Annotated in this window: 13 protein-coding genes; all 13 read left to right on the top strand. The window is 61.2% G+C overall.

The annotated features are described in order from the left end of the window. Nucleotides 1-17 precede the first annotated feature (17 nt). Entirely contained in the window at nucleotides 18-2,282 is a 2,265-nt protein-coding gene (locus PRZ01_RS19280; RefSeq protein ID WP_273598204.1) for a WD40/YVTN/BNR-like repeat-containing protein, read from the top strand. Next, a complete protein-coding gene (locus tag PRZ01_RS17870) occupies nucleotides 2,279-4,708 on the top strand; it encodes a glycoside hydrolase family 95 protein (protein WP_273598203.1) in 2,430 nt (809 codons plus the stop codon). The genes PRZ01_RS19280 and PRZ01_RS17870 overlap by 4 nt, the downstream gene beginning before the upstream one ends. 19 nt (nucleotides 4,709-4,727) lie before the next feature. Further along, nucleotides 4,728-6,119, top strand: a complete 1,392-nt coding sequence (locus tag PRZ01_RS17865; protein WP_273598202.1) for a GDSL-type esterase/lipase family protein — start codon at nucleotides 4,728-4,730, stop codon at nucleotides 6,117-6,119. A gap of 69 nt (nucleotides 6,120-6,188) precedes the next feature. After that, a complete protein-coding gene (locus tag PRZ01_RS17860; protein ID WP_273598201.1) occupies nucleotides 6,189-7,547 on the top strand; it encodes a GH1 family beta-glucosidase in 1,359 nt (452 codons plus the stop codon). Continuing rightward, the gene (locus PRZ01_RS17855; RefSeq protein WP_273598200.1) at nucleotides 7,544-9,043 is read left to right on the top strand and encodes an MFS transporter; all 1,500 of its coding nucleotides are present in this window, start codon (nucleotides 7,544-7,546) and stop codon (nucleotides 9,041-9,043) included. Before PRZ01_RS17860 ends, PRZ01_RS17855 begins: the two co-directional genes overlap by 4 nt. 25 nt (nucleotides 9,044-9,068) lie before the next feature. Further along, the gene (locus tag PRZ01_RS17850; RefSeq protein WP_273598199.1) at nucleotides 9,069-9,842 is read left to right on the top strand and encodes a tRNA-uridine aminocarboxypropyltransferase; all 774 of its coding nucleotides are present in this window, start codon (nucleotides 9,069-9,071) and stop codon (nucleotides 9,840-9,842) included. 174 nt (nucleotides 9,843-10,016) lie between these two features. Continuing rightward, a complete protein-coding gene (locus PRZ01_RS17845; protein ID WP_273598198.1) occupies nucleotides 10,017-11,237 on the top strand; it encodes an FIST signal transduction protein in 1,221 nt (406 codons plus the stop codon). A gap of 72 nt (nucleotides 11,238-11,309) precedes the next feature. Next, the gene (locus PRZ01_RS17840; RefSeq protein ID WP_273598197.1) at nucleotides 11,310-15,050 is read left to right on the top strand and encodes a PAS domain-containing protein; all 3,741 of its coding nucleotides are present in this window, start codon (nucleotides 11,310-11,312) and stop codon (nucleotides 15,048-15,050) included. A 12-nt stretch (nucleotides 15,051-15,062) separates the two neighbouring features. Next, the gene (locus PRZ01_RS17835) at nucleotides 15,063-16,139 is read left to right on the top strand and encodes an HD domain-containing phosphohydrolase (protein WP_273598196.1); all 1,077 of its coding nucleotides are present in this window, start codon (nucleotides 15,063-15,065) and stop codon (nucleotides 16,137-16,139) included. 131 nt (nucleotides 16,140-16,270) lie between these two features. Continuing rightward, complete coding sequence (gmk, locus tag PRZ01_RS17830) at nucleotides 16,271-16,891, top strand: guanylate kinase (RefSeq protein WP_273598195.1); 621 nt, start codon at nucleotides 16,271-16,273, stop codon at nucleotides 16,889-16,891. Nucleotides 16,892-16,915: 24 nt separating this feature from the next. Beyond that, nucleotides 16,916-17,119 carry a DNA-directed RNA polymerase subunit omega gene (gene rpoZ / locus PRZ01_RS17825; RefSeq protein ID WP_124452325.1) on the top strand — a complete coding sequence of 68 codons (204 nt, stop codon included), beginning with the start codon at nucleotides 16,916-16,918 and terminating at the stop codon, nucleotides 17,117-17,119. 127 nt (nucleotides 17,120-17,246) lie between these two features. Then, nucleotides 17,247-19,544: a RelA/SpoT family protein gene (locus PRZ01_RS17820; protein ID WP_273598194.1), complete on the top strand. Its 2,298-nt coding sequence runs from the start codon at nucleotides 17,247-17,249 to the stop codon at nucleotides 19,542-19,544. A 140-nt stretch (nucleotides 19,545-19,684) separates the two neighbouring features. Next, on the top strand, nucleotides 19,685-19,889 hold a 205-nt coding region (locus PRZ01_RS17815), incomplete at its 3' end, for a hypothetical protein (protein WP_273598193.1).

Below are 19,889 nucleotides of genomic sequence, written 5' to 3'. Positions count from 1 at the left end.
CCACAAGGACTCAAGCCGTGAGCTCTCGACGCGCATTCATCCAAGGGGCGGGCTTGTGTGCCGTCCTCGGCCCTCGCGCTGCCGCATGGGGCAGCGCCGCGCGAACGCAAGACGCCCCCCTTGCCAGCGCAGCGGCGAACGCCTACGACTGGAAAAGCGTGCCATTTGGCGGCGGCGGCTTCATCAACGGCTTTGTCTTTCATCCGAAAGAGCGCGGACTGCTCTATGCCCGCACGGACATTGGCGGCGCCTACCGCTTCGACCCCGCCGCGAAGTCGTGGCAGCCCTTGCTCGACCACCTGCCCCGTGCCGACAGCGACCTCATGGGCGTACTGAGCCTGGCGCTGGACCCGAATGACACAGGAAGGGTGTACCTGGCCTGCGGCCTGTACTTGGGCGACTGGGCACGCGCCGGCGCGTTGCTGGCCTCCAACGACCGCGGTGCCAGCTGGCAGGTGACGGAGTTGGGCATCAAGCTGGGAGGCAATGAGCCCGGGCGTGGCACCGGCGAGCGCCTGCAGGTGGATCCCAATCTGGGTGAGATTCTGCTGCTGGGCAGCTCACGCGACGGTTTGCTGAAAAGCGCCGATCGCGGCAAGAGCTTCAGTCGCCTGAGCTTCGCGCCGCGCCATGTGTCGCTGGTGGTGTTCGATCCCCGCAGCGGCACGCCGGGCGAGGCCTCTCAGTCAGTCTATGTGGGCAGTCACGACCAACCGGGTCTCTACGCCTCGCACGACGGCGGCCGCAGTTTCACGCGGGAGCCCGGCACGCCTGCGCAGGTGCCGCAGCGCGCTGTCTTCACGGCAGACGGTGCCCTGCTCGTGTGCTTCGCGCACGGTGATGAGCCCTTTGCGGGCAACCCGGGTAATGCCCAAACCGGCGGGGTTTGGCGGCGCGACCCCCAAGGCCACTGGCACGACATCACGCCGGTGAAGCCCGGCGCCGGCAAGTTCGGTTTCGGCTACTCCGGGCTCGACGCAGACCCGAAAAAACCCGGGCGCATCATCGTCTCCACCATTGAACGCTGGACTGAGGGTGACGAGCTCTTCATCACCGACGACCACGGCGATCACTGGGCGGCACTTGGCCCCCGCTCGCGCCACGACGCCAGCGCCTATCCCTGGCTCATGAACTTCATGCGCGGTGAAGACAGGATGGGGCACTGGATTTCAGACGTGAAGATGGACCCCTTCAACAGCGAGCGGGCGCTTTACGGCACCGGCTTCGGGCTGTGGATGAGCGACGCGCTGGGTGCGGCGCAGAGCAACGACCCCGTCCACTGGGACTTCACGGTCGCCAATCTGGAAGAAACCGCCACCCTGGAGATCAAAAGCCCCTCCGGCGGGGCCGCCCTGCTCGGCGCGATGGGCGATGTCTCCGGCGCCGCTTGGGACGATGTGAGAAAGACGCCCGGCGCGGGCTTGTTCGCCCCCAGCTCGGAGACCAACCGCTCGGTGGACTTTGCGGAGCTGAACCCCGCCCTCCTCGCCCGCACCTCCGACTTCGCCGCCACGGGCGGTTATGCGTCGGCCGATGGCGGCGCCAGCTGGCGCCCCTTCGGGCCCTCACCGCGCGTGGCCAAGTCGCCGCAGGGGCAGCACATGCCCACCGGCCGCATCGCCGTATCGGCCAAGGGCTCGGCCTTTGTGTGGGTACCTGAAAAGCAAGCCGCGCTGTACTCGCACGACCAAGGCAAGACCTGGCACCGCTGTGAAGGCTGGCCCGACGCCCGCGAGGTGAGCCTGGACCCCGTGGCCGACCGAACGTTGGACGGCGTGTTCTACGTCCATGACCGTGCGAATGGTCAGATCCTGCAAAGCGTGGACGGCGGCAAGGCCTTCAAACCCTGCATCACCGGCCTGCCCAGCGTGGCCAGCTACCAAAGCGCGCAGCTGATCTGCGCGCCGGGCACCCTGCGCGACCTCTGGTTGGCCCTGCCTGACGTGCTGCTGCATTTCCCGGGCCTGGACAAAGCCGCCAAAGCCATCAAATCTGTGGCCGAGCCCTGGTTGATCGCAGTGGGCAAAGGCCCGGCCCCCGGCAGCGGGGCGGGGCTGCACAGCTTGTATGTGTGGGGCAAGGTCCGCACGGCGGGCGCCACAAGCGAAGGCCTGTTCCGCACGGATGATGAAGGCCGCAATTTCTTGCGCATCAACGACGATCGCCACCGTTATGGCTTCTTGCTCTCCATGACCGCCGACCCGCTGGAACATGGCACCGTCTATCTGGCGCCCCATGGCCGCGGCATCATCATGGGCCGCCCTAAGGCGGGCATCTCGTGAGGTGGCGCCCAAGCGCGTGGAGGCTGCTGGCCTGGGCCGGCACCTTGCTGGCCGCTGGCTTGCCCGCTACGGCCGGAGCTGCGCAAGACATGGCCCCACTGATCCTCCGTTATGAGCAAGCCGCCCAGGACACCGCACACGGCTGGGAGCGCGAGGCGCTGCCCATCGGCAATGGCCGCCTCGGCGCGATGATTTTTGGCCAGGTCGCCCGCGAGCACATTCAGTTCAACGACATCACCCTGTGGACCGGCAACGCCCAGGTGATGGGCGCTTATCAGCCCTTTGGTGATGTGTTCATTGAGCTGGCGGGGCATCAAAAAACGGTATCAAATTACCGGCGCGCCCTGCATCTCGACGGCGGAATTCACAGCCTGGACTACACGCTGGGCGGGGTGAACTTTCACCGCGAAGCCTTTGCCAGCCACCCCGCGCAAGTCATCGTGATGCGGCTGACGGCGGAAAAAAAAGGACAGTACACGGGCTCGATTTCACTGACGGACATGCACGGCGCGGCGCTCTTCGCAGCAGGCCAACGCCTTTACGCCGATGGCGCCTTGGCGGTGGCCGAGGGGTCAGCGCAAGGTATGCGTTATGCCAGCCAACTCCAACTCCAACATGAAGGAGGCACGGTGGCGATCAAAGGCCACCAACTCACCTTCAAGGGCTGCGATGCCTTGACCCTGATTCTGGGTGCGGGCACCAGCTACGCGGCCGATGCTGCCCGGCGATTGCAGGAATCCCCAGCGCCGGTGCAAGCGCAAACCCCACGGGCCCGCGTGAGCGCGCAGGTCGATGCGGCGGCCGCTCGCTCATGGGGCCGCCTGCGGACGGCGCATGAAAGCGACCATCGCCGCCTGTTTGGGCGCGTGGCACTGGACCTCGGGCAAAGCCCGCCCGAGCGCCGCACCTTGCCCACTGATGCCCGCATTGAGGCCTACACCCGCGACGGCCAAGACCCCGAGTTGGAGGCGCTGTACTTTCAAATGGGCCGCTACCTCCTCATCGCCAGTTCTCGCGACAGCCTGCCCGCCAATCTGCAAGGGCTCTGGAACAACAGCTTGACCCCACCCTGGAATGCCGACTATCACACCAACATCAATCTGCAGATGAACTATTGGCCGGCCGAGCCCGCCAATCTGAGCGAGATGGCTCGACCGTTTTTCAACTTCGTCGAGCACCTGGCGCCCATCTATCGCCAGCAGTTGGCCCAAACGGCCGCCGATGCACTGGCCCACCCAGGCACCCCGCCCCGCCCGGGTTTGATGCCCTTTGGCGATCAATTGGGCGCCATGGTGCCACCGCCTGAAGAAACCTTTGTCAGCAGCGCGGGCAAGCCCCTGCGCGGCTGGACCGTGCGCACCGAGTCCAACCCCTTTGGCGCGCTGGGCTATGTGTGGAACAAGACCGGCAACGCTTGGTATGCCTTGCATTTCTGGGAGCACTTTGCCTTCACCCAGGACCGGGCCTTCCTGCGCGATTCGGCGTATCCGCTGATGAAAGAGGTCAGCCAGTTCTGGCAGGACCATCTCAAGGCCCTGCCGGACGGCCGCCTCGTTGCGCCACAAGGGTGGTCGCCGGAGCACGGCCCGATCGAAGATGGCGTGACTTACGACCAGGAAATTGTTTGGGACTTGTTCAACAACACCGTAGCCGCTGCTGACACGCTGGGCATCGACCACGCCTTTCGCGATGAAATCGCCGCCCTGCGCGACCGCCTCGCCGCACCTCGCGTCGGCAGTTGGGGTCAGTTGCTGGAGTGGCTGGACGAAAAGCAAGACCCCGTGCTGGACCAACCGGGCGACACGCATCGCCACGTATCGCACCTGTTCGCGCTCTTTCCGGGCCGCCAAATTTCACCCACGCGCACGCCCGAGTTGGCACGAGCCGCCCGAAAAACGCTGGAGTCCCGCGGCGACGCCGGCACCGGCTGGTCCATGGCCTGGAAGGCCGCCTACTGGGCGCGGCTGGGCGACGGCGACCATGCCTATCGCATGCTGGGCGGCTTGCTCGCCAAGCCGGGTGCACGCGCTGCGCAGCAAAGCAGCACCGGCAGCGAGGTAAACAACGCCGGCGGCACCTATCCGAATTTGTTCGACGCGCATCCGCCCTTCCAGATCGACGGCAATTTTGGGGCCACCGCCGCAATGGCAGAGATGCTGCTGCAGTCCCATAACGGCGAAATTCATCTGCTGCCGGCGCTGCCCAACGCCTGGAAATCCGGCAGCGTCAAAGGCCTGCGCGCACGCGGAGGCTTTGAAGTCGACCTCCGCTGGGCCGACGGCCGGCTCAAGGCCGCCCGCATTCGTGCGTTGGCGGCTAGCGGCAGCGATCAAGTTCGTGTTCGCTATAGCGCCGACGGCGACAACAAAACTTTGGACCTCCATCTCAAGCCGGGTGAAACCCGTGAACTTGGCAACGAGCTTTGACTCAAGGACTGCCTCAACCATGACCTCTCCCTTCCTGAAGAAGCACGCCCCTGGCAAGGCAATACGCGCGCTCGCCACACTGGGTATGCCGGCGCTCATTGCAGCGTTGTCGGCCTGCGCCACGGCCCACCAGCCGCCGCCGCTCGGCACCCAGGCACCTAACTCTACGGACACGCTGATCCTCCTCTCGCGACAAGCCAACCCTGGCAGCTCCATCGTCGTCGCTGATTTCGAGGCGCAGCAAGTTTTGACAGGCAACAGCGCCACCGTGCCCAAGCCTGCACAAGCCCGCGTGCCGGAGAGCCAAGTCAGCGCCAGCCGCAGCGACAAAGACAGCCCCGGCGACGCCTTGACTCTGCAATGGAAGGACGCCTGGTACGCCGCCCTGCGGCTTGAAAGCACCAACGCCGTGGACCTGCGCCCTTTTTTGGCCCAAGGCACGTTGAACTTTGACTTGCGGGTGGACGACATGGCGCAAGGCGGCCTGGCCTTCAAGATCAACTGCGGTACGGACTGCGAGCGCAAGCTGCCCTACCTCGTGCCCGCCCGCGCCTTGGCCGGTACCGGCTGGCACGCCATGGCGTTTGCGATGTCGTGCTTCTTTCGCGAAGGGGATGACTTCAGCGCAGTCAAACAACCCTTCAGCCTGGACGGCAGCGGCACAGGAAAAGTCTCCGTCGCGAATGTGCGCTTCGTGAAACAAGGCCAGCCCAATGCCACCTGCCCAGACTACCGCACCGAGTCGGTCACGCCCAGCATGCTCAATCAATCATGGGCCATCAACTGGTGGTTGCCGCGCCACCGGAAAAAACTGGCAGAGATCCAGCAGCTGAGCCAAGCGAGCCAGCACACCGAGGTGATTTTCATCGGCGACTCCATCACGCAAGGTTGGGAGAATGAAGGCCGCGCCGTCTGGGCGCAGCATTATGAGCAGTACCACGCCTTGAATTTGGGCTTCGGCGGCGACCACACCGAGAACGTGTTGTGGCGCCTGCAGCACGGCGAGCTGGGCGGCATTCATCCCCGGGTGGCGGTGCTGATGATCGGCACCAACAACACTGGCGACCGCTATGAAGACCCCCGCACCACCGCAGCAGGCGTGCAGCGCATCGTCGAAGAAATTCGGGCGCGATTGCCAGACACCCAAATTCTGCTGCTGGCCGTTTTCCCGCGCGGCGAAAAGCCTGAGGACCCCACACGCCGACTGAATGCCCGCGTGAACGCGCTGATCGCCGGTCTGGGCTACAGCGACAAGGTTCATTTCCTGAACATCAATGATGTGCTGATGCACCCGGACGGCACGGTCACCAAAGACGTGATGCCCGACCTGCTGCACCTCAGCGAAAAAGGCTATGACCTTTGGGCCAGCGCCATGAATCCCACTTTGCTCAAGCTGCTGAGCAAGCCCTGATCGTCAACAAGAACCGCACATCGCCACAAGCACGCCGCACAGGCCCACTGCTTCTCCCGCACCTGACCCATGAAATCAATCACCTACTCGTCTCCCTTTCCGTCCGACTTTGTCTTTGGCGTTGCTGCGGCTTCTGCACAAATTGAAGGCGGCGCCTTCGCCGATGGCAAGGGTGAATCCATTTGGGATCGCTTTGCCCGCAGCCCGGGCGCCATTCACGGCGGCGACACCCTTGACGTGGCCTGCGACCACTACCACCGCTTCGACGAAGACTTTGGGTTGATGGCCTCCTTGGGCGTCAAACACTACCGCCTCTCCATCGCCTGGCCGCGCATTTATCCCAGCGGCGACGGAGATGTGAACCCGGCCGGCCTGGACTTCTACCATCGCCTGTTCGCCAGCATGTCTAAGCATGGGATCAAGCCCTGGGTCACACTGTTCCACTGGGATTTGCCGCAAGCGCTGGAAGACCAGGGCGGCTGGACCGCCCGCAGCACGGTGGACGCCTTTGCCCGCTACGCTGACACGGTGGTGAAGGCCTTCAGCGGCGAGGTGAAGGACTGGATCACGCTCAACGAGATTCGCTGCTTCACCCTGCTGGCCTATGCCTACGGGCTCAAAGCCCCCGGCCGCAAGGAAAGCGCTGCGGTGGTGAACCAAACCTACCACCATGCTTTGTTGGCGCATGGTCACGGGGTGCGCGCGGTGCGCATGTTTGGCGGCGAAGGTGCCCGCGTCGGCTTGACCGACAACGTCGACGTCAGCGTGCCGGTGACCGAAACCCCGGCGGACATCGCCGCGGCCAAGGCCTGGTTCGCCGACAAGAATCTGCACATTCTGGGCGCCATCCATGGTAAGGGTTATGCGCAGGCCTACCTGGACCGAGTGGGCGCTGACGCCCCTCTGGTCGAAGCGGGTGATTTCGAGCTGATCAGCCTGCCCACCGATTTTCTGGGCCTCAACATATACACCGCCACCTATGTACGCGCCGGCCGCCAGGGCGAGGCCTACGAGGCAGTGCAGCTGCCCGCCAACTACCCACGCGCCGACAGCAGCTGGTTGAACCTGGTGCCGCAGGCCATCTACTGGGCGCCCCGCATGTGCCATGAGCTGTACGGCTATCCGTCCATCTACATCACCGAGAACGGTTGCGGCTACAACGAAGAGCCTGTGGTCAATGGCGAGGTGGTCGACCTGCACCGCCGCGACTACCTGCGCAACCACTTGCGCGAGGTGCACCGCGCGATCGCCGATGGCGTCCCCATAGACGGTTATTTCCTCTGGTCCTTCATCGACAATTTCGAGTGGGAGGATGGCTACCAACGTCGCTTCGGCATCGTGCATTGCGACTTTCAGACGCAGGTGCGCACGCCCAAGCTTTCCGCCTACTACTACGCGGACGTGATGCGTCTGCGCACTGTGCTATGAACTCACCTTCGCTTGACCTTGTCGCCACGCTGCCTGCCAGTGTCAGCCTGGATGAAACCTTGGATGCCCCCAAGGCCCCACCCATGTGCGCATCACCCGTTTCAGACCGCGTGCCGCTGCCCCAAAAGCTGGGCTACGGGCTGGGCGCCTTCATCGACATGTGGGGGCATTGGCTGTACCCCACCCTCGCCTTTCACGTCTACAACGTGTTTCTGGGCATGGCGCCAGGGCTGATTTCCACGGCGCAGTCGATCAAGATCTTGATCGACGCGGCTTCAGATGCGTTTTTTGGCTGGGTGTCGGACAACACACGCACGCGGCACGGGCGCCGGCGGCCTTTCATTTTGGTGGGCGGCGTACTGGCGGGCATCGGTTTGCCGCTGATGTTTGCCGTCGGACGCGGTTGGAGCGACATGGAGTACTTCATCTTCATGATCGTCTCCACGGCCATCTATGTGCCCATCATGAGCTGCTTCAATCTGCCCTGGTCCAGCCTGGGCTCGGAGATGACGCCCGATTATCACGAGCGCACCAGCGTGATGTCCACCCGCAACGCGATCCAGAAGATTCCTGAGTTGGCGATGTTCTTCGCTGCGCAGTTCACTACCCTGGCCATCTTCAACGACGCCAATGGCAAGCCCGATATCTTGCGCGGGGCGCAAACCTATTGCGCCATTCTCGGCGCCATCATGGTGGTGGCAGCCGTTGCCATTTTCTACTTGGTGCGCGAGCGCTACTACGACACCCTGGTCAGCCAGAAGCAGGAAAAGATCCCCTTCTCCGACACGCTGTGGCGCACCCTGCGCTGCGAACCTTTCCGCCAAGTGCTCGCCATGATGATGGCCTACGGCATCGGCACCGCCATGGTGGCGGCGCTGGGCTATTACGCAACCGTCTACTACGTGTGCCATGGCGATATCGGCTTGGCCACCAAGTGGAATACGGCGATGGGCATTGCCGGCATGGCCTTTGGTTTTGCGGGCATTCCATTCTTCACCTGGCTGGCCCGCCGCTACAGCAAGCGCAATGCACTGGCCACCGTGTTCGCACTGGCGATTTGCGCCTTCATCGGTGACTGGTGGCTGTACGACCCGGCGCACCCGGCGCTGCAGTTGTTGGCGTGCGGCTTTGTGGCCTTCACCGGCGCGGGCTTTTGGACCTTGTACGGCTCGACCGTGGCGGACGTGATTGACTACGATGAACTCGAAACCGGCCAACGCCGGGAAGGCTCATTTGCGGCTTGCCAGTCGTGGATCTCCAAAGTGGGCATCGCCTTGGGCGTGGGCGCGTCGGGCTGGATTTTGCAGCTCACCGGCTTCGACTCCAAAGCGCCGGTGCAAACCGAGCATGCGATTTTCATGATCCGCATTCTGCTGTCGGGCATTCCGGTGATCGGCCTGGTGATCGCGCTGATCGCCATCCTGAAATTCAGCTTGACCGAAGAACGCATGCGCGAGATTCGCGTTGGCCTGGAAGCCCGGCGCGGGCGGGTTTAAAGCCGTAGCCACGATAAACTCCGGCATGCCTCATGCCGTATCGCGCCTGCGCGCCTCCCGCCTCGCGCTCCCCACCAAACCCGGCCTGGACCGGGCGGGCCCCCGCAAGCCCCGCTGCGAGGCCTGCCGCCTGCCCCCGGACTACTGCATGTGTGGCTGTCGCCCCAGGGTGCCCACCCGGGCAGGCGTCTGTTTGGTCATGGCGGAATTTGAGGCGCTCAAACCCAGCAACACCGGTTGGTTGATTGCCGATGTGATTGAACAAACGTCAGCATTCGCCTGGGCGCGCACCGGTGTGGACCCGGCACTGCTGCGCTTGCTGGCAGACCCGCAGTGGCAGCCTTATGTGGTGTTTCCGGGGGAATTTGCCGACGCGCAGCGGGTCTGCACCGAGGTGCTGACCGGCGATTCTTCAGCCCCACAGTCTGCGGCCCCACTTGAGGGCAGCGGCAAGCGGCCCTTGTTCGTCATGCTCGACGGGACATGGTCCGAGGCGCGCAAGATGTTCCGCAAGAGCCCCTATCTGGACGCGTTTCCGGTGCTCAGTTTGCAGCCCGAGCAGTTGTCTCGTTATCGTCTGCGGCGCCACTGCCGCGACGACCATTTTTGTACCGCCGAAGTGGCGGCCTTGTGCCTGGCGCTGGCCGGAGAAACCTGGGCCGCACAAACCCTGGACGCCTACCTCGACGTCTTCACACACCGCTACTTGCTGGCAAAACAGACGCAAAAATTGGATCCCCATAATGCCGTCCACCAGCACTTGCAAAGCCTGCAAAAGCTTCACACACTCGGCATCTGACAACTGGGCGCTGCGCCGAACGCAAGCAGGCCGACCGCCCCTTGGGTTAAACCGGGCAAATTGAGCCAACTAGGCCCTAAAAGGGCCGCAACTCCGGCAGTTATGCGGTCCTAACGCATCGATTAGCTGGTGCACAATTGTTCAACCAAGCTTCAAGATGAAGGGTGTGTTGCCATGAAGATCGCCCAAGTAGTTTTGCACCCAGGTGCGTCGATCGGCGAGTCCTTGGCCCCCTTGCAAGCGATTGCCCCTCAACTGCTGCTAGCTTTTGGTGCCGCAGACCTGCTGCAAACCCTCAGCCCACTGCTCTTGGAAACCTTTTCACAAGCTACGGTAGCGGGGTGCTCCACGGCGGGTGAGATTTCCGACCAAGGTATGAGCGACGGCACCTGCGTGGTCACCGCCGTGCATTTTGAACATAGCACCCTGGTGCAAGCTGGCACGCGACTGATCAGCATGGCGGACTCCTTGGCCGCCGGCCGCCGGCTCGCCGTTCAATTGCCACGGGCCGGCTTACGGGCCGTGCTGCTGTTCGGCCAGGGTGTGAATGTCAACGGCAGCGCCTTGATTCAAGGCCTGGCAGAAAACCTCGATGCGCATGTACCCATTACCGGCGGGCTGGCGGGCGATGCCGCAGCCTTCAAGCAGACCTGGGTGTTGGGTCAAACCGGCTTGCGGGACGATCAACTGATCTGCATTGGCTTGTACGGTGATGCCCTGAGCTTCTCTCACGCTTCATTTGGCGGTTGGTCGGCTTTTGGCCCGGCGCGGCGCGTCACCCGCTGCGATCACAACATCCTGTATGAGCTCGACGGCGAACCCGCCCTGGATGTCTACAAGCGTTACCTCGGCGCCTATGCACAGGATTTGCCGGCCTCGGGCTTGCTCTTTCCCTTCGCCATGCTGGGCAGCGATCACACAGAAGTGGGCCTCATTCGCACCATTCTTGGCGTAGACGACAAGGTGGGCAGCTTGACGCTGGCTGGAGAGATCGATCCGGAGGGCTATCTGCGCCTGATGCACGCCAGTACCGACGCCTTGGTCGATGGCGCCGAAACGGCCGCGCTCAATACCTTGCGTGGGCAACCCGCCCCATGGGAAGGCCCAGGCGACGCCCTCGCCCTACTGGTCAGTTGCGTGGGCCGGAAATTGGTCATGGGTGACCGGGTGGATGAAGAAGTCGAAGCAGTAGCAGAGGTATTCGGGCCACACACGGTCGTGGCGGGGTTCTATTCCAACGGTGAAATCAGCCCCAGGGTCGCGTTGCCCTCGGTGGCGTCCGCTGACGCGCCCGATCCCGCCCGAAATTGCCTCTTGCACAACCAGACGATGACCATCACCCACTTGGCTGAATTCCAGGCCAATGCGCCTGTGCGCCAAGCGCTGGTCGACTGATCTGAACCACCTCCCCCTGATCTTGCCACCGACCCTGCACCCAGCTTGACATCCCGCCACGGGCGAGTCTTCATGCACAAATTACTGCTTCGTCAAATCAAACGCTCGCTGGGCAGCGATGAGTCGCAGTTGGCCGCTGTATTGACGGAAATCAGCGCGCTCGCAACGCAACCCGGTTTATCGGTGCAGGCCGCCGGCCTTTTGCAGAGGCTGGATGATTTTCTGCAACGCGTCGACGGCGCTTACGCGCAAAACGATCGTGACCTGGAGTTGCGCTCCCGCAGCCTGGCGCTGAGCTCGGCAGAGCTGACCAGCAGCAATGAGCGCTTGCGTCATGAGTTGCTGAGCCGGACTCGCGCTATCGACTCATTGCGGCAGACGGCGCAAGGCCTGTCGCAATCCATCAATGCCGACTTGCCGGCGCCGAATGCTGACACCCTCGAATCTCTGTCGGCCCAGATGTCAGATCTGGTGCGACAAAAGGACAACAGCCAGAAAAAGTTGCAGGAAGCCTTGGCCAGCTTGGCCGCGCAGAAGTTCGCCCTCGATCAGCACGGCATCGTCAGCATCACTGATACCAATGGAGTAATCAATTACGTCAACGACAAATTCTGTGAAATCAGCGGTTACAGCCGCGAAGAACTGATTGGCCAGACGCACCAGAAGATCAACTCCGGCAGCCACCCCGAAGCCTTCTTTACACAGCTGTGGCAAACCATTTTGTCGGGAAAGGTGTGGCATGGCGAAATCTGCAATCGCACCAAATCCGGCCATCTGTATTGGGTGCAGGCCACCATCGCGCCGCTGACGGATGAATCGGGACAGCCCCAGCAGTTCATCGCAATTCGCACCGACATCACGCTGCGCAAGCGCATGGAAGAGGCCGTGCAGGCCGCCGAATCACGCTTGCTGAGCATCACCAACGCGGTACCCGGTGTGGTGTTCCGCTGTGAAGTGGAACCCACCGCAGGCCGTGCGCGGTACACCTTTGTCAGCGATCGCGTTCGGGAAGTTCGCGCGCTGGAGCCTGCGCAGCTATTGGTCGACGCAAGACTCGCCACGCGCCAGATCTGTGCCGAGGACCGCGCCCACTGCATTCAGTCCATACAAACTGCGGCGCGACGGCACAGCAGTTGGCAGGACGAATACCGCATTAATATGCCCGACGGCAGTCAACGCTGGCTCCGCACAGAGATTCGTCCGGAGCCCATACTCGCCCCAGATGGCGCCACCGTTTTTACGGGCATCTGGCAAGACGTTACCTTGGTGAAAGAAGCGACGTCCAGGCTGCATGACATCACGGCCAGCATCCCTGTTGCGGTGTTTCAGGCCCATCAGACCACGCATGGTCAACTCCATATTCCCTTCTGCAGCCGGGCACTGGAGCGGATCTGCGGCCTTACCCCAGACGAGGTCAAGGACAGTACCGCCCCCTTTATGGCGCTGCTGCATCCCGAGGATGCAGCGGAATTCAGGGAGAAATTTCAGCAGTCTGCGGTTTTGCTGCAACCTTGGTCATTGGACTTCAGGTTGCGGCATCGACGCAATGGCATAACGGTCTGGGTGCACGGCGAAGGGCAGGCCCAGAAGGCCAATGACGGTGGCATCCTGTGGAACGGCTATTTGGCCGACATCTCCGAACCCAAACAGGTGTCGGAAGAACTTCGCCGCGCCAAAGAAGGCGCAGAAAGCGCGAACCGGGCAAAGTCGGATTTTCTCGCCAATATGAGCCACGAAATCCGCACGCCGCTCAACGGCATCATCGGCATGACGGAGTTGGCTTTGGACAGCACGCTGAATCCGGAGCAACGCGAGCAGTTGGAGCTCGTGAAGTCTTCGTCTGAAGGGTTGCGACGGGTGATCAACGACATCCTCGATTTCACCAAAATCGAGGCCGGCCGCATGGAAATCGAGAACATTCCATTCGACCTCGACCGCACATTGACCGACACACTCAAAGGCCTGGCCGCCAAGGCCAAGGACAAGGCGCTGGAGTTGATCTGCGATGTAAGCGCTGATGTGCCCCGTCACGTCTTCGGTGACTCGGGTCGATTGAAGCAGGTGCTGCTCAACCTGGTCGGCAATGCCATCAAGTTCACCGAAGCCGGTGAAGTTATATTGAAATTGCGTAAAGGCGATGCGCCGAACCAACCGCATCAATTGATTTTCACCATCCTTGATTCCGGCATTGGCCTGCCGCCGGAAAAGCAGCAAACCATTTTCGACGCGTTCACGCAGGAGGACAGCTCCATTACCCGGCGGTACGGCGGCACGGGGCTGGGGCTCACCATCTCCTCCCGCCTGGTGGAAGCCATGGGCGGCGTGATCTGGGTGGACAGCAGGCTCGGCGAGGGCAGCAAGTTCCACTTCACACTCGACCTGCTACCTGTGATTGAACAACGCCCGCCGGCAACGCCAGAAAGCTCCGTCACACGCCCGCCGCCCTTGGACAACCTGCGGGTGCTCTTGGTCGACGATCACCCCGCCTGCCGTCAGATATTGGCGGACATGCTGCAAGACGCTGGCGCGCAGGTTACACAGCAGGCCAGTGCGCAAGCAGCCTTAAACGCCTGGCAAGCGGCGCACCAGCAAGAAAAAGCTTTCGATCTGGTGCTGTTGGACGCCTATCTGCCTGAGGTGCAAGATCTGCTAGACGGCGTCACTGCCTTGTCGCCTCGGCAAGGCAGTGACGGTAAATGCAGCGAGCCCGCACCCAAGGTGATTCTGCTATCGGTCGCGGGCATCAAACCCATTGCCCGCTGGGATGCAGCTGTGCTGAACGTCTCCACCGTGTCAAAGCCGGTGATGCGTGCGGAACTCTTGCAGGCATGCACTCGTGTGTCGCGCCAGGACTCCATCAAGCCAGCCTTGCCCCAACCTCGCGCCGATTCCAGTGGTCAGCCGGCCAACAAGCTGCATATTCTGTTGGTGGAGGATCACCCCATCAATCAAAAGTTCGCTACGGAAATTCTGCAGCGATGGGGCCACCAAGTCCGTGTGGCCGACAACGGCCGCTTGGCGCTCGAGGCCTTGACCGCACAAGCGTTCGACTTGGTGCTAATGGACATGATGATGCCCGAAATGGACGGGCTGGAGGCCACACGGCGCTTTCGTGCCCAGGAAATCGGCACGGGCAGGCACACACCGATTGTGGCGATGACCGCCAACGCAATGCAAACCGACCGGGATCGCTGTGCGGCAGCAGGCATGGACGACTTCATCGCCAAGCCGATCAATGTCGCTGAGTTCCACCGCATGCTCGCCCGCTACCACCCGAGGACGCCACCCGCAACGCCAGTGGGCATGCCTGCAGCCACAGTTTTGCTGTCAACAACAATGCGCACACCGCTGTCGACATCGGCACCGCCATCGACGGCGGATGTTGCTGCGATTGGCCTCAACGCCCCCCACATCGGCCGGGGCCAGTTTGACTACGCAAAAGCGCTGCGCGAGGCCGATCAAGAAATGGTGGCCATCATTCGTGAGACCTTCATCACCCATTGGCCCAGTGAGTTGCAAGCCTTGAATCAGGGCGTTCTAACCGGCAATCTGGCGTCGATCCGCCATGTCAGCCATTCTGCCAAGTCAACTTTGAAAATGTTTGGCGCCAGGCCGGCCGTGGAGTTGATGGAGCAGATCGAAACCCTGGCCACGCCCTTTGCACCAGCGCCCGACAGCGTGCATGAGTTGACGTCCGCACCCGGAGCCACGCCCCCGTCCTCTGACCTACAGCCCCTGATCTTGGCTCTTGCAGAGCAAGTGGATCACTTGGTAGTCGCCCTTCAAGCACAGCTGACACCTCACACTACATAGGCCCGCATCAACATGAAACAAGAAATTCTCATCGTTGACGACACACCCATCAATCTCGTGTTGTTTGAGGGCTTAGTCAAAAAACTGGCGAATTGCAGTTCCACCACGTTTGCCGACCCGGTTCAAGGGCTGCTGTGGGCGCAAGCCCATACACCTGACCTGATCGTGCTGGACTACATGATGCCCAATCTGAACGGAATTGAGTTCATTCAGCGCCTGCGCAGCATCCCGGGCAAAGAGAACCAACTCATTTTGATGGTGACCGCAAATGATCAAAAAGATGTGCGCTATCAAGCGCTTGATGCAGGCGCTAGCGACTTCTTGACCAAGCCCATCGACCGCCTAGAGTTTCTGGCACGGACGCGCAATCTGCTGGCCCTCAGCGCGGCACAACGCAAGCTCAGCGACCACGCGTTGACGTTGGCGGCCGAAGTGCGTGTGGCAACCGCCGACATTCTTCAGCGTGAACAAGAAACGGTGATCCGTTTGTCCAAAGCTGCCGAATATCGCGATCCCGAAACGGGTGCACACATTCTGCGAATGGCCCATTACTCGCAGCTGATCGCACGGGGACTGGGCGTTTCCGCAGCAGATCAGGATCTGTTGTTGCACGCCGCCCCGCTGCATGACATTGGCAAAGTGGGCATCACCGACAACATCCTGCTCAAGCCAGGGCGGCTGCTGCCTGAAGAATTCGAGCTGATGAAGAAGCACGCCAGCTTCGGCTACGAAATCCTGAAAGACAGCAAATCTTCCATCCTGCAAGCGGGTGCTGAAATTGCTCTAGGTCATCACGAAAAGTTCAATGGCAGCGGCTATCCGCAGCAATTGCGCGGTGAGGCCATCCCGTTGTTCAGCCGCATTGTGGCTGTGGCTGATGTGTTCGATGCGCTGACCTCCGCGCGCCCCTACAAGCCCGCGTGGTCGCTGGAGGCTGCCCGTGCGCACATTCAATCCAACGCAGGCGAGCATTTCGATCCCGCCTGTGTCGCCGTATTTTTGGAGCTTTGGGACGAGGTGCTTGTCATCCGAGAACGCTTCAACGACCAGGAAGACGACTGGACAACGCTGCTAAACACCCTCCTGTAGCCGCCAACCGGAACAGATCATATGGTCAAGACCTAAAATGCACGAACATCCTGCGCCCTCGGCCCCAAACATCAAAGTTAGCGGGACTGCAGCGGCAACGGCAACGGTCCCGAACTCACACGCATTTTTAGATGGAATACCCAGGCAATCTCTTCGTCGTCGCAGCCCCCAGTGGTGCAGGCAAATCCAGCTTGGTCAAGGCCTTGCTGGAATTGGACTCCAAGCTGAATGTGTCCATTTCTCACACCTCGCGTGCACCACGGGGCCAAGAACAACATGGTCGCGAATATTGGTTCACGACCGTGGACGAATTTCGCACCATGGCGGCAAGGGACGAATTTTTCGAATGGGCCGAAGTGCATGGCAACTTGTATGGCACCTCCCGGGCGGCCATTGAAGCACGCATGGCCCACGGCGAAGATGTCGTGCTGGAGATCGACTTCCAGGGCGCACTTCAGATCAAGCAATTGTTTCCTTATGCAGTGCTGATCTTCATCCTGCCCCCCAGTTGGGAAGAATTGGAGCAGCGGCTGACTCGCCGCGGCGACACCGACCCCGCAGTGATCGCACAGCGCATGAGCAACGCACGCTTGGAGGTGGCACAAGCCCAAAACTTCGATTTTGTGGTGGTCAATGCGGTGTTTGACACCGCCGTGTTCGATTTGAAGTCCATTGTTCACGCGCAGCGGTTAAAATACGCGGCTCAGCGACGAAACCGCTCTGCGGTATTCCGCGCCCTCGAACTTCCCTGATTGAAACCTGGACTGGAAAAACATATGGCCCGCATCACTGTCGAAGACTGCCTGACAAAGATCCCCAACCGCTTCCAGCTGGTTCTGGCCGCCACATACCGTGCTCGCATGCTGAGCCAAGGCCACACGCCCAAGATCGAAAGCAAGAACAAGCCCGGCGTCACCGCCCTGCGTGAAATTGCCGCCGGTGAAGTCGGTATCGAAATGCTGCGCAAGGTCCCGGTCTGAGCATTGCTTGCCGCGCCCTGAGCGCAAATTGAACAAATTGCAAAATGGGCACCTCCGGGTGCCCATTTTTATGGGTGCAACAGCCCTAGCGTGCAAGTTGGCGGCGTTGATGCTGTAAATTCGACACATGGGCTTCCGATCATTTGCTGTCTCCCGCTTCCCTGCAGCCCTCTCCGGTTTGTCAGGCTTGCGCGTTGTCACTCCCCCTGCCGAGCCGACCGCGGCAGAGGCTGCGTCATTTGACGCGCTGTTGCATCTCCTGCACTACTTGCCCAAGGCGGACATCAAGCGCGTCCGGGATGCCTACAAATTTGCGGACGAAGCTCATTTAGGGCAATTCCGAGCCAGCGGCGAACCCTACATCACGCACCCCATTGCGGTGGCAGGCATCTGCGCGGGATGGCGGCTTGACGCCCAAGCCATCATGGCCGCGCTGATGCACGATGCCATGGAGGATTGCGGCATCACCAAAACCGAGCTGATCGAGCGCTTTGAAGCCCCTACGGCGGAACTGGTCGATGGTCTCACCAAGCTGGACAAGCTCCAGTTTTCCACGAAAGAAGAATCGCAGGCAGAGAGCTTCCGCAAGATGTTGCTGGCGATGGCGCGCGACGTGCGCGTCATCCTCATCAAACTGGCCGACCGTTTGCACAATATGCGCACGATGGACGCCATGGCCCCCATCAAGCGCCGCCGCATCGCCCGCGAGACCCTGGACATCTACGCCCCGATCGCCCACCGCCTGGGCTTGAATCAAATCTACCGCGAACTACAAGAGCGCAGCTTCTCCCACATCCACCCTTGGCGTCACAGCGCCTTGACCAAAGCCATTGCTAAAGCCAGAGGCAACCGACGCGACCTAGTTTCACGCATCGAGAGCGATGTCCTGAAAGCCTTCAGTGAGTCCGAGGTGAAAGTCGAAGTGCAGGGTCGAGAAAAGACCGTGTATTCGATTTACCAAAAAATGCGCGACAAACACCTGAGCTTTGCCCAGGTCAGCGATATCTTCGGGTTTCGAATCGTGGTGCACGATTTGCCCCAGTGCTATTTGTCGCTGGGCGTGCTGCACCAACTCTACAAGCCACAGCCCGGTCGATTCAAAGACTACATCGCCATTCCTAAGCCCAATGGCTATCAGTCCCTTCATACCACCTTGGTAAGCCCCCTGGGGACACCGGTAGAGTTTCAAATCCGCACCGAAGCCATGCACCTCGTCGCAGAGACCGGCGTTGCCGCCCATTGGCTCTACAAGAACACCGGGGAAAAGCTAGGCCCACAAAGTGCGCAACAACTCGGGTCACGATGGCTGCAATCCCTGATCGACATTCAGGACGAAACCCGCGATGCCAACGAGTTTCTGGAGCACGTCAAGATCGACTTGTTTCCGGACGCTGTTTACGTCTTCACCCCAAAATCCAAGATCATGGCCCTGCCAAGGGGCGCCACGCCGGTGGACTTCGCCTATGCCATCCACTCTGATGTTGGTGACCACTGTGTGGCTGCGCAGATCAACGGAGAGCCGGTCCCGCTCAGAACAGAGCTTCGCAGCGGCGATGTCATCGAAATCGTGACGGCCACGGGCGCGCGCCCGAATCCTGCGTGGCTGAGCTTCGTGCGAACCGGCCGAGCGCGCTCCAAGATTCGCCATTTCCTCAAAAACCTGGAGCAAGACGAGTCACGCGATCTGGGCGAAAAAATGCTCTCCCAGGCCTTGCGCGCCGAAGGTTTGGCGTTGCCGAGCCTGGACGATGATGTCGATGCCGACGCCCTGCTGTGGCAGCAACTGGCCCGGTGGGCGGGCAACCGCAACATTGATGACTTGTTGGTTGAAATCGGTCTTGGCCGGAAAATTGCCACTATCGTCGCCAAAAAAATGGCCCGCCTGTTGGCCGATCAAGGTCAAAAGCCCGACGCCGTCATGCTGACGATGGGCCGCTACGTAAACGACGATGCGCCCTCTCAGGGACAGGTCTTGCTCGACGGCAGCGAAGGCGCATCGGTCCGCCTAGCGGCCTGCTGCCGACCCATCCCTGGGGATGAAATCAAAGGCTACCTAGGACGTGGCGAAGGACTTCTGGTCCATACCGCCGAATGCGCGGTGGGCCGGAAACTCTTCCAACGCGACAGCGAACACTGGATCGCCGTAAGTTGGGCGGACGAACTGACCCGCCCCTTTGAAGCTGCGGTATCACTGCTACTTAACAATGGCAAAGGCGTGCTGGCTCAAGTGGCCCAAGCCGTCAGCAGTGCCGAAGCTGACATCACCCATATTCAAATGAGCGATGAATCACAGCACCGGGAAACTGCCGAAATGAACCTGCTTTTGTCAGTGCGCGATCGACTGCATCTGGCCGACGTATTGCGCACCCTAAAGCGTTCTCCTGCGGTATTGCGGGTATGGCGAGTGAAGCCCAGCGGGCCATGAGCGGCCCCAGGCAACCGTCCTAGGAGTTCCGGCTATCGGCATTCACCCCGAAGCACCAGTGTTCATGTGGGCTGGCGGGGTTTTGCAGGTCCGACTACGTACTTGATTCAAATAGGGGGGGCATAGCAAATCGCAGAAAAATGGGATTTGATGTCGAACTCGGGGGCAGGTCAGACAATTCCTCAAAACGTGAGCGCCCCCAGCCGTTCAAAACAAAAAATAGTCCACAAAAGCAAAAAACCCCCAACTCTGACGAGAAGGGGGTTTTGCTGGATATTAGCCTGACGATGACCTACTTTCACACGGGAATCCGCACTATCATCGGCGCTGAGGCATTTCACTGTC

The organism is Roseateles koreensis (assembly GCF_028595305.1).
GTDB lineage: Bacteria > Pseudomonadota > Gammaproteobacteria > Burkholderiales > Burkholderiaceae_C > Paucibacter_A > Paucibacter_A koreensis.
The sequence above is the reverse complement of the archived record's forward strand: the minus strand, read 5'-3'. Positions and strand labels throughout refer to the sequence as shown.

Excerpts from the sequence above, each read along its gene's own strand:
- PRZ01_RS17835 (WP_273598196.1), top strand. The coding sequence starts at position 15,063 with ATGAAACAAGAAATTCTCATCGTTGACGACACACCCATCAATCTCGTG.
- PRZ01_RS17860 (WP_273598201.1), top strand. The coding sequence starts at position 6,189 with ATGAAATCAATCACCTACTCGTCTCCCTTTCCGTCCGACTTTGTCTTT.
- rpoZ (WP_124452325.1), top strand. The coding sequence starts at position 16,916 with ATGGCCCGCATCACTGTCGAAGACTGCCTGACAAAGATCCCCAACCGC.
- PRZ01_RS17820 (WP_273598194.1), top strand. The coding sequence starts at position 17,247 with ATGGGCTTCCGATCATTTGCTGTCTCCCGCTTCCCTGCAGCCCTCTCC.
- PRZ01_RS17865 (WP_273598202.1), top strand. The coding sequence starts at position 4,728 with ATGACCTCTCCCTTCCTGAAGAAGCACGCCCCTGGCAAGGCAATACGC.
- gmk (WP_273598195.1), top strand. The coding sequence starts at position 16,271 with ATGGAATACCCAGGCAATCTCTTCGTCGTCGCAGCCCCCAGTGGTGCA.
- PRZ01_RS17840 (WP_273598197.1), top strand. The coding sequence starts at position 11,310 with ATGCACAAATTACTGCTTCGTCAAATCAAACGCTCGCTGGGCAGCGAT.
- PRZ01_RS17845 (WP_273598198.1), top strand. The coding sequence starts at position 10,017 with ATGAAGATCGCCCAAGTAGTTTTGCACCCAGGTGCGTCGATCGGCGAG.
- PRZ01_RS17855 (WP_273598200.1), top strand. The coding sequence starts at position 7,544 with ATGAACTCACCTTCGCTTGACCTTGTCGCCACGCTGCCTGCCAGTGTC.
- PRZ01_RS17850 (WP_273598199.1), top strand. The coding sequence starts at position 9,069 with ATGCCTCATGCCGTATCGCGCCTGCGCGCCTCCCGCCTCGCGCTCCCC.